General features: G+C 71.8%; 15 protein-coding genes. 8 read left to right on the top strand and 7 right to left on the bottom strand.

What is annotated here, in order from left to right; translation table 11 throughout:
• Positions 1-28 precede the first annotated feature (28 nt).
• Entirely contained in the window at positions 29-637 is a 609-nt protein-coding gene (locus ACGFNI_RS14840; protein ID WP_393683784.1) for a DUF4870 domain-containing protein, read from the bottom strand.
• A 77-nt stretch (positions 638-714) separates the two neighbouring features.
• Positions 715-1305 (bottom strand): rhomboid family intramembrane serine protease, encoded by a 591-nt coding sequence (locus ACGFNI_RS14835; RefSeq protein WP_393683782.1) that lies wholly within the window; start codon positions 1303-1305, stop codon positions 715-717.
• A gap of 114 nt (positions 1306-1419) precedes the next feature.
• Between ACGFNI_RS14835 and ACGFNI_RS14830 the strand changes: the two genes are divergently transcribed.
• Positions 1420-2118, top strand: a complete 699-nt coding sequence (locus ACGFNI_RS14830) for a UbiX family flavin prenyltransferase (protein WP_393683781.1) — start codon at positions 1420-1422, stop codon at positions 2116-2118.
• Between the two features lie 20 nt (positions 2119-2138).
• On the opposite strand, the gene ACGFNI_RS14825 is transcribed toward ACGFNI_RS14830, so the two are convergent.
• A complete protein-coding gene (locus tag ACGFNI_RS14825; protein WP_393683779.1) occupies positions 2139-2273 on the bottom strand; it encodes a hypothetical protein in 135 nt (44 codons plus the stop codon).
• Positions 2274-2396: 123 nt separating this feature from the next.
• On the opposite strand from ACGFNI_RS14825, the gene ACGFNI_RS14820 reads away from it, so the two are divergent.
• From ACGFNI_RS14820 to ACGFNI_RS14800, 5 genes are all read left to right on the top strand, one after another.
• Complete coding sequence (locus tag ACGFNI_RS14820; RefSeq protein ID WP_393683777.1) at positions 2397-2855, top strand: Lrp/AsnC family transcriptional regulator; 459 nt, start codon at positions 2397-2399, stop codon at positions 2853-2855.
• A 156-nt stretch (positions 2856-3011) separates the two neighbouring features.
• Positions 3012-4178 (top strand): aminofutalosine synthase MqnE, encoded by a 1167-nt coding sequence (gene mqnE, locus ACGFNI_RS14815; RefSeq protein WP_393683906.1) that lies wholly within the window; start codon positions 3012-3014, stop codon positions 4176-4178.
• A 73-nt stretch (positions 4179-4251) separates the two neighbouring features.
• Entirely contained in the window at positions 4252-4776 is a 525-nt protein-coding gene (locus ACGFNI_RS14810; RefSeq protein WP_393683775.1) for a GNAT family N-acetyltransferase, read from the top strand.
• A gap of 106 nt (positions 4777-4882) precedes the next feature.
• Complete coding sequence (locus tag ACGFNI_RS14805) at positions 4883-5173, top strand: DUF4229 domain-containing protein (RefSeq protein WP_393683773.1); 291 nt, start codon at positions 4883-4885, stop codon at positions 5171-5173.
• A 438-nt stretch (positions 5174-5611) separates the two neighbouring features.
• Positions 5612-6970 (top strand): dicarboxylate/amino acid:cation symporter, encoded by a 1359-nt coding sequence (locus ACGFNI_RS14800; protein WP_393683771.1) that lies wholly within the window; start codon positions 5612-5614, stop codon positions 6968-6970.
• A 96-nt stretch (positions 6971-7066) separates the two neighbouring features.
• Here the strand turns inward: ACGFNI_RS14800 and ACGFNI_RS14795 are convergent, their stop codons facing one another.
• A complete protein-coding gene (locus ACGFNI_RS14795; protein ID WP_393683769.1) occupies positions 7067-7573 on the bottom strand; it encodes a DUF6624 domain-containing protein in 507 nt (168 codons plus the stop codon).
• Positions 7574-7784: 211 nt separating this feature from the next.
• A complete protein-coding gene (locus ACGFNI_RS14790; RefSeq protein ID WP_393683767.1) occupies positions 7785-8675 on the bottom strand; it encodes an alpha/beta fold hydrolase in 891 nt (296 codons plus the stop codon).
• 139 nt (positions 8676-8814) lie between these two features.
• Here ACGFNI_RS14790 and ACGFNI_RS14785 point away from each other — a divergent pair, with 139 nt between their 5' ends.
• Positions 8815-9504 carry a TetR/AcrR family transcriptional regulator gene (locus tag ACGFNI_RS14785; RefSeq protein ID WP_393683766.1) on the top strand — a complete coding sequence of 230 codons (690 nt, stop codon included), beginning with the start codon at positions 8815-8817 and terminating at the stop codon, positions 9502-9504.
• 55 nt (positions 9505-9559) lie between these two features.
• On the opposite strand, the gene ACGFNI_RS14780 is transcribed toward ACGFNI_RS14785, so the two are convergent.
• Together ACGFNI_RS14780 and ACGFNI_RS14775 are read right to left on the bottom strand one after the other, a co-directional pair.
• Positions 9560-10501: a MaoC family dehydratase gene (locus ACGFNI_RS14780; protein ID WP_393683764.1), complete on the bottom strand. Its 942-nt coding sequence runs from the start codon at positions 10499-10501 to the stop codon at positions 9560-9562.
• Positions 10501-11838 carry a 3-oxoacyl-ACP reductase gene (locus tag ACGFNI_RS14775; protein WP_393683763.1) on the bottom strand — a complete coding sequence of 446 codons (1338 nt, stop codon included), beginning with the start codon at positions 11836-11838 and terminating at the stop codon, positions 10501-10503. Before ACGFNI_RS14775 ends, ACGFNI_RS14780 begins: the two co-directional genes overlap by 1 nt.
• A gap of 528 nt (positions 11839-12366) precedes the next feature.
• Between ACGFNI_RS14775 and ACGFNI_RS14770 the strand changes: the two genes are divergently transcribed.
• Positions 12367-14280, top strand: coding sequence for an AMP-dependent synthetase/ligase (locus ACGFNI_RS14770; RefSeq protein WP_393683904.1), 1914 nt, complete (start codon positions 12367-12369; stop codon positions 14278-14280).
• Positions 14281-14364 lie beyond the last annotated feature (84 nt).

The following is a 14364-nucleotide window of genomic DNA, read 5'->3' as shown; positions in this document are numbered from 1 at the left end:
CCCGCGACCGGGGTGCGGACGCGGGCTCTCAGGCCGCCTTGACCATCGGCCAGGCGATCAGCCGGGGGTAGCTCCACCACTCGCCGCGGGTCGCCTTCACCGTGGCGATGATCGCGCAGACGACGCCCGATATGCCGTAGGCGCCCATGATCGCGATCACGGTCAGCATCGGGATCGCGAGGCCGGCCGACGCGCGCTGCGCCTCGTCCGCCACCAGCCCGTAGACGAGCATCGTGCCGAAGTACAGCACCGCGCCGAGCACCGCCATGAGGGCCTGGGTGATGCCGAAGTTGAGGGCCTCGGTGGCGTGATGGCGGACGTACCTGTCGTGCTTGTTGCGCTCGCTGCCGCGTACCGACATCGGGCCGATCCAGCCGGCGAACGCGCCGAGGCCGCAGCACATCATCGAGCCCGCGGTCACCGTCAGCAGCGCGCCGAGATGCGCCCACATCGCGGCGCTCGTCGACGGCGGGGGCGGCGGGGTGCCGTAGCCGGGGTCCGCGCCGTACCCGGGGGCCGACGGGTAGCCGTAGCCGTTCGGGGGCGGGCCGCTCTGCCATCCCGGGCCGCCGCCGTACGGCTGTTGCGGCCCGCTCTGCGGTCCGTATCCGTATCCCGGCTGGTGGTAATCGGACATCGTGCTCACCCCGTGCGCTGCGTAGTGCCCCGCCCCGGCGCCGTGTCGGCGGCCCGGCGGCTCCCGTTCCTCAGAGGTTACGGGACGGGTCCGACAGTGGCGCCCGGCGTGAGCGCGGGGCGCCTGCTGCGGAAGACGAAGGCGGCCAGCACGCCGCCCAGCAGCCCGAACAGGTGGCCCTGCCAGCTGATGCCGCTGTCGGTCGGCAGCGCGCCCCAGACGATCGAGCCGTAGAGGACGGCGACCACGGCGCCGATGCCGATGTCGAGGATCTTGCGGTCGATGAAGCCGCGGACGAGGAGGTAGCCGAAGAGGCCGAAGACGACGCCGGACGCCCCCGCGGTGTTGCTGTGCGGGGCCGCGGTCAGCCAGACACCCAGGCCGCTGGTGAGGATGATCAGCAGGACGACGCCCAGGAAGCGGCGCACCCCGCTGCGCAGCGCGGCGACGAAGCCGAGCACCAGCAGCGGCAGGGTGTTGGCGGCGAGGTGGCCGAAGCCGAAGTGGAGGAAGGCGGCGGGTATCACGTCGCCCAGCTCGCCGAACTCCCGCGGCTGGATGCCGAAGGTGTCCAGGGCGTGCCCGCTGACGGTGTCGACACCCTCCAGCAGCCAGAGCAGCCCGATCCAGCCCAGCATCAGGAAGATCGCGGGCTTCGCGCGGCTCATCGGCGGGCCTTTCTCTGCTTCGTTCCGGCTGCTTCCCGGTGCGGCGGGGCCAGGGGGTTCATGAGGGAGAACGGCCGTGACGGGCCGGCGGTTCCGGCGGATAGGCTCGATGTCGTGGAGCCTTCGCCCATCGATACCAGTCAGCAGGACCCAGGTCGGCGCCGTCCGTGGGTCGTCGGGATCTCCGGCGCCTCCGGGACGCCGTATGCCGCGTCCGTGCTGCGCGGGCTGCTCGCGGCGGGGGAGGCGGTGGACCTGGTCGTGAGCCGGGCGTCCCGGCTGACCCTGCTCGACGAGACCGGGATCGCGTTCCGGGACGCCCACTGGCGGGCGGACCTGCGGGAGTGGCTGGCGCGCGGCGCGGACGGCAAGCCGGAGACGTTCGCGGTGCACGAGACGGAACTCGCCGATGTGCGGTACTGGCCGGCCGGTGATCTGGCGGCGGGTCCTTCGTCCGGGTCGTATCCGGCGAAGGGCATGCTGATCGTCCCGGCGAGCACGGCATGTGTCGCCGGGGTGGCGCTCGGACTCTCGAAGGATCTGCTCCAGCGGGTGGCGAGCGTGACGCTCAAGGAGCGCAGGCCGCTGGTGGTCGCGGTGCGGGAGACCCCGCTGAACGGGCCGACGCTGAAGCATCTGGTGTCGCTGGACGAGGCGGGCGCCGTGGTGCTGCCCGCCTCCCCGGCGTTCTACGCGGGCGCGAGGCACATCCAGGATCTGGTGGACTTCGTCGCCGGCCGGGTGCTCGACGCGGCGGCTGTGCCGCACGGTCTGTACCGGCGTTGGGAGGGGGAACTCGGGGGAGCCTCCTAGGGGGAGGCTCCCGCCGCGCCCTAGCGCTTCTTGGCGGCGGCGCGGCCGAGGCGGCGCCGGGCCCGCGGGGCGGCGGGCTGGTGGTGGGCACGTGAACGATTGGCCTGGTCCTGCAGCTCGCGCATGCGGGCGTAGGCCATCTCGATCGAGTACACGGTGACAACTCCTGTGAAGATCGTCGTTGATCATTTGGAAGAATCACAAGGCATCGAGCCCTGTATGCCTTAGATTCTACATGCAGGATCCGAAATTGCGTAAAGATTGGAAGGCTAGAGGGCATGGACGCGGTGGATAGGCAGCTCATCCAGGCACTTCGCGAGAACGGGAGGGCCTCCTACGCGGAGCTCGGCCGCCTCGTCGGCCTCTCCGGGCCCAGCGTCACGGACCGGATCAACCGCCTCGAAGCGGCCGGTGTGATCACCGGGTACCGCGCGACGGTCGACGCCAAGTCCCTCGGGCTCGGCGTCACGGCACTGGTCGGCATCTCCCTCTCGGACGCCGCCGACCACGAGGACGTCGCACGCCGGCTGCGCGACCTCGCCGAGATCGAGGACTGCTGGTTCATCGCCGGCGACGACTCGTACATGCTCAAGGTGCGGGTCGGTGACATGGACGGCCTGGAGACGATCATCCGGCGGCTGTCCGGCACCAAGGGCGTCTCCCGTACCCGCACCACCATCGTGCTCTCCACCAAGTGGGAGAACCGCGTCGGCGAGCTTCCCGAGGAGGTCGAATAGCGGCCGTCGCCTCCCGGCCGTGGCTGCGCGGGGCGGGGCGCCGCAGGGGGCTCCGCCCGTGCCGTTGACGGGGGAGTAGGCTCGGGCAGGCCCGTTTCCGGCACCGAAACGGGACAGATACGGCAGAGAGTGGGAGGCGACCGGATGGCTGCGTCGATGGATGTGGGCCTCAAGCGCGAGCTGGAGGCGAAGGTCCACGCCGGGGAGCGGCTGACCCGCGAGGACGGCATCGCCCTCTACGAGTCCGACGACCTGGCATGGCTCGGCGGCCTCGCACACGAGGTGCGCACCCGCAAGAACGGCGACGTCGTCCACTTCAACGTCAACCGTCACCTCAACATGACCAACGTGTGCACCGCGTCGTGCGCCTACTGCTCGTTCCAGCGCAAGCCGGGCGAGAAGGACGCGTACACCATGCGCATCGAGGAGGCCGTCCGCCTCGCCAAGGCGATGGAGAACGAGAACCTCACCGAGCTGCACATCGTCAACGGCCTGCACCCGACGCTGCCGTGGCGCTACTACCCCCGGTCGCTCAGCGCCCTCAAGGAGGCGCTGCCCGACACGGTCTCCCTCAAGGCGTTCACCGCCACCGAGATCCACCACTTCGAGACCATCTCCGGCCTGTCGGCGTCCGAGATCCTCGACGAACTGATCGACGCGGGCCTGGAGTCGCTGACCGGCGGCGGCGCCGAGATCTTCGACTGGGAGGTGCGGCAGCACATCGTCGACCACGCCACCCACTGGGAGGACTGGTCGCGGATCCACCGCCTCGCGCACGAAAAGGGCCTCAAGACCCCGAGCACGATGCTCTACGGGCACATCGAGGAGCACCGCCACCGCGTCGACCACGTCCTGCGCCTGCGTGAACTGCAGGACGAGACGGGCGGCTTCCAGGTCTTCATCCCGCTGCGCTACCAGCACGACTTCGTGGACATGAAGGACGGCAAGGTCCGCAACCGGCTCCAGGCGCGCACGACCATGGCCAGCGGTGCCGAGGCGCTGAAGACCTTCGCGGTCTCCCGCCTCCTCTTCGACAACGTCCCGCACGTCAAGTGCTTCTGGGTGATGCACGGCCTCCAGACCACCCAACTCGCCCTCCAGCACGGCGCGGACGACATGGACGGCTCGGTCGTCGAGTACAAGATCACGCACGACGCCGACAACTACGGCACGCCGAACAAGCTGACCCGCGAGGACCTGCTCGACCTGATCCGCGACGCCGGATTCCGTCCCGTCGAGCGCAACACCCGCTACGAGGCGATCCGCGAGTACCCGGGCCCCGACCCGGACCGCCGCGAGTCGCCGCAGGCCATGCGTCTGTGACCTGCTGACCCGCTGACCTGCGCCCCCGGCCCGGCCGGGGGCGTTGTCAGTGGTCGGCGTTAGGGTCCAGGACATGAGCGTGCGCTACGACCTGGACCCCTCCGTCACCCCGGAACTGCGCGACGGACTGCTCACCCTGTGGGCGGACGTCTCCAACGCCGGCGGCGCGGTCGGCTTCGTCCCGCCGGTGACACCGGAGGAGATACGCCCCGACCTGCTCCGGCATCTGACGGCGATGGCCGAGGGCCGCGAGCGCCTGGTGGTGGGCCGCGACGCGGACGGCAGGGTGCTGGCGACGGCGTTCCTGGCGCTCAACTCCCACCGCCTGATGCGGCACTGGCTGTGGGTCTACACCGTGATGGTCCACCCCTCCCTCCAGGGGCAGGGCGCGGGCCGCGCGCTGATGGACGCGGTCGACGACGCCGCCCGGAGCATCGACGGCATCACCGGCATCCGCCTCACCTGCCGTGGCGGCACCGGCATATCGCGCTTCTACGCCGCGTGCGGCTACAAGGAGGTCGGCCGGGTGCCGGGCGCGATCAAGGTCGCCGACGACGACTTCCGCGACGACATCACGATGTGGCGTGAGCTGCACTGACCGGGCCTGCGGGTAACAGCCCCCGGGGGGACGGAAGATCGCGAGTGGCGCTGTGCTTGACTGGTTGGCGACCCTTTGGTTGCCGTTGAGAAGAAGGTTCCGCCCCGTGAGCAGCCCCAAGTTCGCCACACTCCGCTACACCGCACTTCGCATCGGCCTCTTCATCGCCTGCTTCGCGCTGGTGTGGGTGCTGGCCTACTTCCGGATCATCCCGCTCGGCGTCGGCAGCGCGAACACCATCTGGCTGCTGCTGCTCGCCATCGTGATCTCCGCGCCGCTCAGCTTCGTGCTGCTGCGCAAGCAGCGGGACGCGATGTCCGTGCAGATCGTCGACAAGGTCGACCGCCAGCGCGAGCGCCTCGCCGCCAACCGCAGCCAGGAGGACGGGCTCCTCTGACCCGGACCGCGCCCGCCGCACCGGAAGCGGACGGCCGGGCGGGACGGAAGGCGGGCGGCGGCGGCCCGTCCCGCTGACGGCCGGATTGTCGGCCACCTCACACTCGCGCACCAACACAGGCGCCTCACCGTGGAGTTTCCCCTCCGCGGTGGGGCGCCTGCCGTTTTCGTCCCGCTCGGTATTGCCCTGCCCAAAGATTTTCTTTGAGTTCCCCAAAGTTCGAGTGTTAACGTACTTGTCATGAAGACAGCAGCCGCGCCCTCGTTCCCCGTGAGCGCCCCGCTCGTGGCGCGCCTGCACGTCGATCTTTGCCGCTGTCTGTCCGCGGCCTGTTGCCGCCGCTGACCATGCTCACCGCGGCCGGAGATCCGCGTTACGGACCTCCTGGCGCTCTTCCGCCGTTTTCCCGACGTCTGACCTGTCACCGGAGTGTGTCCGTTGTCCACATCTGAGACCGCTGTGTCCGAAGAGGCCCCCAAGGCATCCAAGTCCTCCCGAATACCGAAGATTCCGTTCTGGATCCAGATCCTGGCCGGCCTCGCCCTGGGCGTGCTGCTCGGCTGGATCGCCAAGAGCAATGACGTCGGCTGGCTGACGTCCACCCTCGAGCACGTCGGCGACCTCTTCATCCAGCTGCTGAAGCTGGCCATCGCCCCGCTGGTCTTCTTCGCCATCCTGGTGTCGATCACCAACCTGCGGCAGGTCAACAACGCCGCCAGGCTCGCCACCCGCACCCTGCTGTGGTTCATGGCCACCTCGCTGATCGCCGTCGCCATCGGCCTGGTCATCGGCCTGCTGACCAACCCCGGCGCGGGCACCGGCCTGACGCCCAAGGACGGCAAGGCGCCCGAACACGCCGGTTCCTGGATCGACTTCCTCACCGGCATCGTGCCCACCGACATCGTCACGCCGTTCACCGAGCTGCAGGTCCTGCAGATCGTCTTCATGGCCGCCGTCGTCGGCATCGCCGCGCTCAAGCTCGGCGACAGGGCCGAACCGGTCCTCAAGATCAGCCGGTCCGCGCTGGAACTGCTCCAGAAGGCCCTGTGGTGGGTCATCCGCCTCGCCCCGATCGGCACCGTCGGCCTCATCGGCCACGCCATCGCGACGTACGGCTGGAACCTCATCGGCAAGTACGCGACCTTCACCGTCGACATCTACGTCGGCTGCGCCATCGTCCTCTTCGGCGTCTACCCGCTGCTGCTCTCGACGGTCGCCAAGGTCAACCCGCTGCAGTTCTTCAAGGGCGCCTGGCCCGCCATCCAGCTGGCCTTCGTCTCCCGCTCCTCGGTCGGCACCATGCCGGTCACCCAGAAGGTCACCGAGCGCCTCGGCGTGCCGAAGGAGTACGCCTCCTTCGCGGTGCCGTTCGGCTCGACGACCAAGATGGACGGCTGCGCCTCGATCTACCCGGCGATCGCCGCGATCTTCATCGCCCAGATCTTCGACGTCCCGCTGGGCATCGGCGACTACGTCCTGATCGCCTTCGTCTCGGTCATCGGCTCCGCCGCCACCGCCGGCCTCACCGGCGCGACCGTCATGCTGACCCTGACCCTCTCCACCCTGGGCCTGCCCCTGGAGGGCGTCGGCCTGCTGATGGCCATCGACCCGATCCTCGACATGATGCGCACCGCCACCAACGTCGCGGGCCAGTCGGTGATCCCGATCCTGGTCTCCGCCAAGGAGAAGATCCTGGACCGCGACGCCTACGCACAGGCGCACGGCAGCCGTCTTGAGGACGACGCCGCCGACGGCGCGGACGAGCAGGTCTCCGCCCCGGAGCCGGTCCCCGCGTAATTCCGGCCCGCCGCACGGCTGCGCCCCGACCCCTGACGCTCGACGGGTCGGGGCGCAGCCGTGTCCGCGCTCGCTCCGGAAGGCCGGCGCGGTGCGTCAGTCCGCCGGGAACCGGGCGACGTACGCGTCGAAGGGCTCGATGCCCACCTCGGCGCGCAGTGCGTCCATGCGCTCGGGCTCCTCGCAGGGCCACGGCAGGGGCGAGCCGTCCCGCACGCCGGCGATCTGGGTGCCGTAGACCTGCTTGCGCCCCTCGTTGACCAGCGTGCGGTCACGCAGGAAGGCCAGCTCGCGGGGGCCGGCCGCGCCCGCCGCCACCGCCTGCTCCATCAGACGGAGCGCCCGCCGCTGGACGTCGAGCTGCCGGTCGGCGTGCTGCGCGATCAGCCACGCCGCACGCGCCGCGTCCTCGCCGACCAGTTCCGCCGTCGGCCAGCCGCACTCATCCATGATCGCGTTCAGCCGGTCGCCGTGCCGGGCGGTCAGCCGCCGCCACGCCAACTGCCCCGCCGGGTCCTCACCGTTCGCGTGCACCGAGGCCCGCTGGTCCGCCGCGGCCATCCGCACGAGCTCATCCGTCAGTGCGGCAATATCCTGCGCCACTCTCAACTCCCTGGTCAGACAGTTGTGTTGTACCGATCGCAGGCAACCCTAAAGGCGCAAACCACCCACAAAGATCGTTCGGGAGAAGGGTGACGGGGGCCCCTGGGGGCGGAGATAATGGATCGGAAGCCGGGGCGGGACCGCTGGAACAGTCACCGCCCCGGAGCCCCGTCGGCCCCGGGCCCCCGCGCACCCGATCGGCCCGCGCTCCTCAACTCCCCACTCCCGCCCCCTCCGCCCCTGTGTGCTCCAGGATGGCCGTCGCGAGAGGGGTGTGTACGGCTGGGGGGAGTGCGTGGCCCATGCCGGGGATTTCGGTGAGGTGGGGGGTGTTGAGGCACTGGGCGATGTGCTGGGGGTGCGGGGGCGGGAAGACCGGTTCGGCGGTGGCGGCGATGACGAGGGTGGGGACGCGGTTGGCGGCCAGGGCTTCGGTGCGCAGCATGCCGGCGTCGTCGGCGGTGCCGTGGGCGGTCGAGGTGGCGTAGCGGCCGGTGTGTTCGATGATGCGGCGTTCCTGGGCGCGGAAGTACGCGGCGTCGAAGGGGAGCCGGCCGCCGTTGAGGACCCGCCAGTGCTGGGTGCGGCGGTCGAGTTCGGCCTCCAGGCCGTGGTCCTCGACGGGTCTGGCCCACATCTCCAGTACCTCGGGCGCGATGCCGGGGAGGTCGGCGACGGGTGTCTCGGCGCCGTCCGGGGCGGTGTACGGGCGGGTGCTCAGGGCCATGGTGCACATGAGGGTGGCGCTGAGGAACCGTTCGGGACGGTCGGCGAGTGCCATCTGCGTCAGCATGCCGCCGAGGGACATGCCGACGATGTGCGCGCGGTCGATGCCGAGCCCGTCGAGGACGGTGATCACGTCCTGGGCGAGGTCGGCGATGCGGTACGGGTTGTCGGCGAACGACCAGGTGGAGCGGCCGGTGTCGCGGTGGTCGTAGCGGATCACGCGGTGCCGGGCGGCGAGCGCTTCGACGAATGGGTCGGGCCAGCCGAGGCCCGATGCCTGGGCGCCCATGACCAGCAGCAGCGGGGGAGCGTCGGGGGCGCCGTGCTGTTCGGTCCACAGGCGGACACCGGGGGCGGCTTCGATGAACTGCTGCATGGGTGGGCCTCCTGGGCGTCGTCAACGTAACGAGACGTATCGTCTCGCAGTGGCTGGTCAGCGTCAAGGGAAAGGATGTGCGGGCGGAAGATCGTAAACTTCCCTTGCGGTAAAGGGGTGGGACGGAAGGACATTCGGCGTGGGTGCGGTGAAGGGCAAGCGGGTACCGCGAGCGGTGCGCGAGCAGCAGATGATGGACGCGGCGGTGACCACCTTCGCGCGGCGCGGGTACCGGGCCGCATCGATGGACGAGATCGCCGAACTGGCCGGGGTTTCCAAGCCCTTGGTCTACCTCTACCTGCACTCCAAGGAAGAGCTGTTCAGCGCGGTCATCCGGCGCGAGTCGGCGGCGCTGGTCGAGGCCGTCACCGCGGCCGTCGAGCCGGACGTGGCGGCCGACCGGCAGCTGTGGAGCGGCCTGAAGGGCTTCTTCGCGCACACCGCTGAGCACCCGGACGGCTGGGCGGTGCTGCACCAGCAGGCGCGTACGCAGGGCGAGCCGTTCGTGCGCGAAGTGGCCGTGATGCGGGCCGAGATCACCGAGTTCGTGACGGGACTCATCGCCGCCGCGGCCCAAGAGGCGGGCTGTGAAGGCGAGTTGGCCGACCGCGAGGTGGCCGGTCTGGCGCACGCGCTGGTCGGCGCGGCCGAGTCACTGGCGGAGTGGGTCAACGTGCCCGCGGACGGGGACGCCGCCGGGGAGCGGGAGCAGCCGTCGGCGAAGGAAACCGCGGCCACCCTGATGAACTTCGCCTGGGCCGGCCTGGGCCGCTTGATGGGCGGCGAACGCTGGGCCCCCGGCACCCCCGGCCCGGCCACGGCACCGTAGTCCGGCCTGCCCGATCCGCCCGGCTTGCCCGGCCTGCAAGGGCCCACCCCACCTCTCAGCGCCCCACCTCCAGCCACCCGTCGAGGTGGACGCGCCCCGCACCCCCGCCGCCCGCCCCGTCACCGCTCAACTGGAAGACACAACCGCCGCCGGTACCGCTACCACCTCCGCTACCGCTACCGGCCACGTCCCGCCGCCCGTAGGACACCGTGGCCGGGAGCAGCACCGGAGCGCGGAATTCCGCGCCGATGCGGAGCGGGCCCGCGCCCGGCGGTACGGCATCGGCGGCGCAGCGGGCGAACGTCCACATGCCGTGCGCGATGGCGCGCGGGAAGCCGAGTGGCCGGGCGGTGAGCGGGTGGAGGTGGATCGGGTTGTAGTCGCCGGAGACCGCGGCGTGCCGGCGGCCGAGGTCGGCGGCCAACTGCCAGGTGGTGTGCGGCGGCGGCCCCGCGGGCCGCGCACCGTCACCGTCGGCCGTCTCCACCGTGGCCCGGTGGGCTTCCGGGACGCGGTGCCGCGCCAGATAGCTGCTCCGGTCGCACCACACGAGCACGCCGTCGCGGCGCGCCTCGGTGATCAGTACCGCTTCCGTCCCGCGCCGGTGCGCCCGCAACTCCTCGGCATACACGGTGAGTTCGAGTGCGTCCGTGACCCGCAACGTGTCCCACTGCCGGATCTCGATGCCGGTGTGGACGAGTCCCAGCAGCGGCAGCGGGAAGCGGCGGGCGCTCATCAGCCGGGCGGCCAGCGGGAATCCGGTGATGTGCGGGTAGGTGACCGGCAGCGTGCCGTCGGCCCGGAAGCCGCAGACCTGCGCGTACGCGGCGACCTTCGCGGGGTCGGCCCGTACGGCGGGCTGTACGAGCCGGGCGCCGGGCAGCGTGGCGTCCGGGCGCGGTCGCTTGCCGATGCCGGTCAGGACGCCCTTGCCGAGCGCGGGCATCAACCGGGGCGCGCGGCGCAGGACGGTGGCCGTCGGCCGGGCGGCGGCCATCAGGCACCCAGCAGGCTCTGGCCGCAGACCCGCACGGTCTGGCCGTTGACCGCGGACGAGGCGGGGCTCGCCAGCCAGGCGATGGTCTCGGCGACGTCGACCGGCTGCCCGCCCTGCCCGAGCGAACTCATCCGGCGGCCGGCCTCCCGGATGAACAGCGGGACCGCGGCGGTCATCTTCGTCTCGATGAAGCCCGGGGCCACGGCGTTGACGGTGACGCCGTGTTCGGCCGCCGCGCGCGGGGCCAGCGAGCGCACCAGGCCGATGATGCCGGCCTTGGCGGTGGCGTAGTTGGTCTGTCCGGTGTTGCCCGCGATGCCGGCGATGGACGCGGTGCCGATGATGCGGCCGGTGCCGCGCCGCAGCGCGCCCGCCGACAGCAGGTGGTCGGTGGTGCGCAGCACGGCGCCGAGGTTGACGTCCAGCACGGAACTCCAGCGCTCTTCGGTCATGTTGGCGAGCCGCCGGTCGCGGGTGATGCCGGCGTTGTGGACGAGGATGTCGAGGCCGTCGGGCGGCAGGGCCCCCGCGATCACCGCGCCCGCGTCGTCGGCGCTGATGTCCAGCGGGAGTGCGCTGCCGCCGAGCCGGGCGGCGACGGCCTCCAGGTCGCCGGCGGCCCGCGGCACATCCAGGCAGACGACCCGGGCGCCGTCCCGCGCCAGTGTCTCGGCGACCGCCTCGCCGATGCCCCGCGCGGCCCCGGTGACCAGGGCCGTAAGGCCGGCCAGCGGCCGTTCCCAGTCGTCCGGCACGACGGCACCGCCGGCGCCGACCGTGATCACCTGACCGCTGACGAACGCGGACCGCGGCGAGAGCAGAAACCGCAGCGTGGACTCGGCGGCATCGGCCGACCCCGGTGCCACGCGCACGAGTTGGGCGGTACGCGCCCGCCCGGCCTCCTTCCCCAGCGACCGCACGAACCCCTCCAGCCCCTGCTGCGCCGCGGCCTGATGGTGGTCGAGCGGATCGGGCGCGCTGCCCAGCACCACGAGCCTGGCGTCGTCGGCGAGCGCCCGCATGGCCGGATGCAGCGCACCGTGCACCGCGCGCAGGCCGTCCAGGCCGTCGACTCCCGTGGCGTCGAGCACGACACCGGCGTAACGGGCGTCGGCTGCACCGGTCTTGGGGCTGGTGTGGACGGTGAGGCCGGTGCGAGCGAGTACGGCGGCGGGGTTGGCGGCCGATGTGCCCGCCGTCAGCCGCAGGACGGGCCCGTCCAGAGCGGTGCGCCCGGGTTCCCAGCGCCGCAGTGGGACCGGCTGCGGCAGCCCGACCCGACGAGCGAGGAAGCGACCGGCCCCGGAATTGCTCAGACGAAGGTAGCGATCGGGCATTGGCCAACTCCTGGTCCTCGCGTAAATTTACCAGGAAGTAAGGTTACTGTCGGGTCAGGAGTTGGTCGAGAACGAACCTCAGGATCCCGCAACCGGCCGCGCACCACAACGAGTTGGGGCCAAGGCGAGCAACCGCACCCCGGACGCCCCGCACGCCCTGCACGTCCCATCCCCGGCAGCAACTCCGCACAGGAGCAGGCCCACCGCCCCGCAGCCGCCATCGAGACCGAGTGGGTCGGAGGGGCCGTACCGGGGTGCTCCCCGCAGCGACAGGTGCCAACGCCGGGGTGCCGTCGACACGTACCCGAGGGCACATGCGTCGAGGAGACACCCCGGTACGGCCCCTCCGACCCCCCACCCCCCCCCCGCCCCCCCCCCCCCCCCCCCCCCCCCCCCCCCCCCCCCCCCCCCCCCCCCCCCCCCCCCCCCCACCACCCCCGCCCGGCGAACGCGCCCGCACCACCGCACCACCGCACCCCACCCCACCCCACCCCCGAGGCGACCGCACCCACCCCAGACGAGGAGCCGCTGGTGACCACCCAGGAAAGTGCACCGCCCCAACCCCCGCTCGTCGCCCCGCAGAAGACGGTCAGGGACGGCACCGTCCGCGAGGTCACCGTCCCCCCGCTGGCCCCGCCCCTCACCCACGGCTCACTCGGCGACCTCCCGTTCGCCAACGCCGCCGATTCCCCCGACGACGTGGCGCTCGCCCGCAAGCGGCCCAGCACCGGCGCCACCTGGCACGACGTGACCTGCGCCGAGTTCGCCACCGAGGTGCGCGCCGTCGCCAAGGGCCTGGTCGCGCACGGCCTGCGCCCCGGCGACCGCCTCGCGATCATGGCCCGCACCACTTACGAGTGGACCCTCGTCGACTTCGCGGCCTGGGCCGCAGGGCTGGTCACCGTCCCCGTCTACCCCACCTCGTCAGCCCTCCAGACGCAGTGGATCCTGCACGACTCCGGCGCCACCGCCTGCGCGGTCGAGAACGTCGAACAGGCCCGCCTGATCAGTGGCATCCGCACCGGCCTGCCAGGACTCGCGAACCTGTGGCAGTTCGACACCGGCGCCGTGTCCCAGCTCGTCTCCGCGGGCCGCGACCTCCCGGACTCCGCGGTCGACGAGCGGCGCGCGGCCGTCGCCCCCGACGCCATCGCGACCCTCATCTACACCTCGGGCACCACCGGACGCCCCAAGGGCTGCGTCCTCACCCACGCGAACTTCTTCGCCGAGGTCGACAACGCCGTGGAACTGCTGCACCCGGTGTTCACGTCGGTCAGCAAGGACCCGGCGTCCACCCTCCTCTTCCTCCCGCTGGCGCACGTCTTCGGCCGGATGGTCGCCATCGGCTGCCTGCGCGCCCGGGTCCGCCTCGGCCACGCCCCCAGCATCCAGACCGACGACCTCCTCGCCGACCTGGCGGGCTTCCGGCCGACGTTCCTGCTCGCCGTCCCGTACGTCCTGGAGAAGGTCTTCAACACCGGCCGCGCCACCGCCGAGAAGATGGGCCGCGCCGCCTCCTTCGACCGCGCCACCCGCATCGCCCGTGCGTACGGCGAGGCGGTCGAGGCCCAGGAACACGGCACGGGCAAGGGCCCAGGACCCGGCCTGCGGGCGGCCCGCAAGCTCTACGACCCGCTGGTCTACCGCCGCATCCGGGCCGCACTCGGCGGCCGGGTCCGCCACGTGATCTGCGGCGGCTCCCCGCTGGGCCGCCGCCTCGCCGGTTTCTACTCCGGCGCCGGCATCGAGATCTTCGAGGGCTACGGCCTGACGGAGACCACCGCGGCGGCGACCGTCACCCCGCCGCTGCGCCCCCGCATCGGCACCGTCGGCTGGCCGCTGCCCGGCACCGGGGTGCGGATCGCCGACGACGGCGAGGTGCTGCTGCGCGGCGGCCAGGTGTGCGCCGGCTACTGGGACGCGTCCCGGGCGGCGGCCGTGCCGGTCACCGACCGCGGCTGGTTCGCCACCGGCGACCTCGGCGCCCTCGACGCGGACGGCTACCTCACCATCACCGGCCGCAAGAAGGAGATCATCGTGACGTCCGGCGGCAAGAACGTCGCCCCCGCGCCCCTGGAGGACCGCCTGCGGGCCCACCCGCTGGTCGGCCAGTGCCTGGTCATCGGCGACGACCGCGCGTACATCACCGCCCTGATCACCCTGGAGCCCGACGGCCTCGCGCACTGGCGCCAGATGAAGAAGAAGCAGGACGTCCCGCTCGCCGAACTGATCCACGACGACCGGCTGCGCGCCGACCTCCAGCACGCCGTCGACGACGCGAACGAACTGGTCTCGCGCGCCGAGTCGATCCGCCGCTTCGCCGTACTCCCCAAGGAGTTCACCGAACGGTCCGGCCACCTCACCCCGTCGCTCAAGATCCGCAGGGCCGCCGTCACCCGCGACTACGCCGCGGAGATCGAGGCCCTCTACGCGTCCCGCTGACACCGCCCACGGACCGCACGGGCCCCACCGGCCCCACTCGTCCCGCACCGCACCTGACTCCGGCGTAAGAAACCCGTCGTCTCC

Source organism: Streptomyces sp. NPDC048644 (genome assembly GCF_043199105.1).
Classification (GTDB): Bacteria; Actinomycetota; Actinomycetes; order Streptomycetales; family Streptomycetaceae; genus Streptomyces.
Note: the sequence above shows the minus strand (reverse complement) of the source record. Positions and strands in the feature narration are given on the sequence as shown.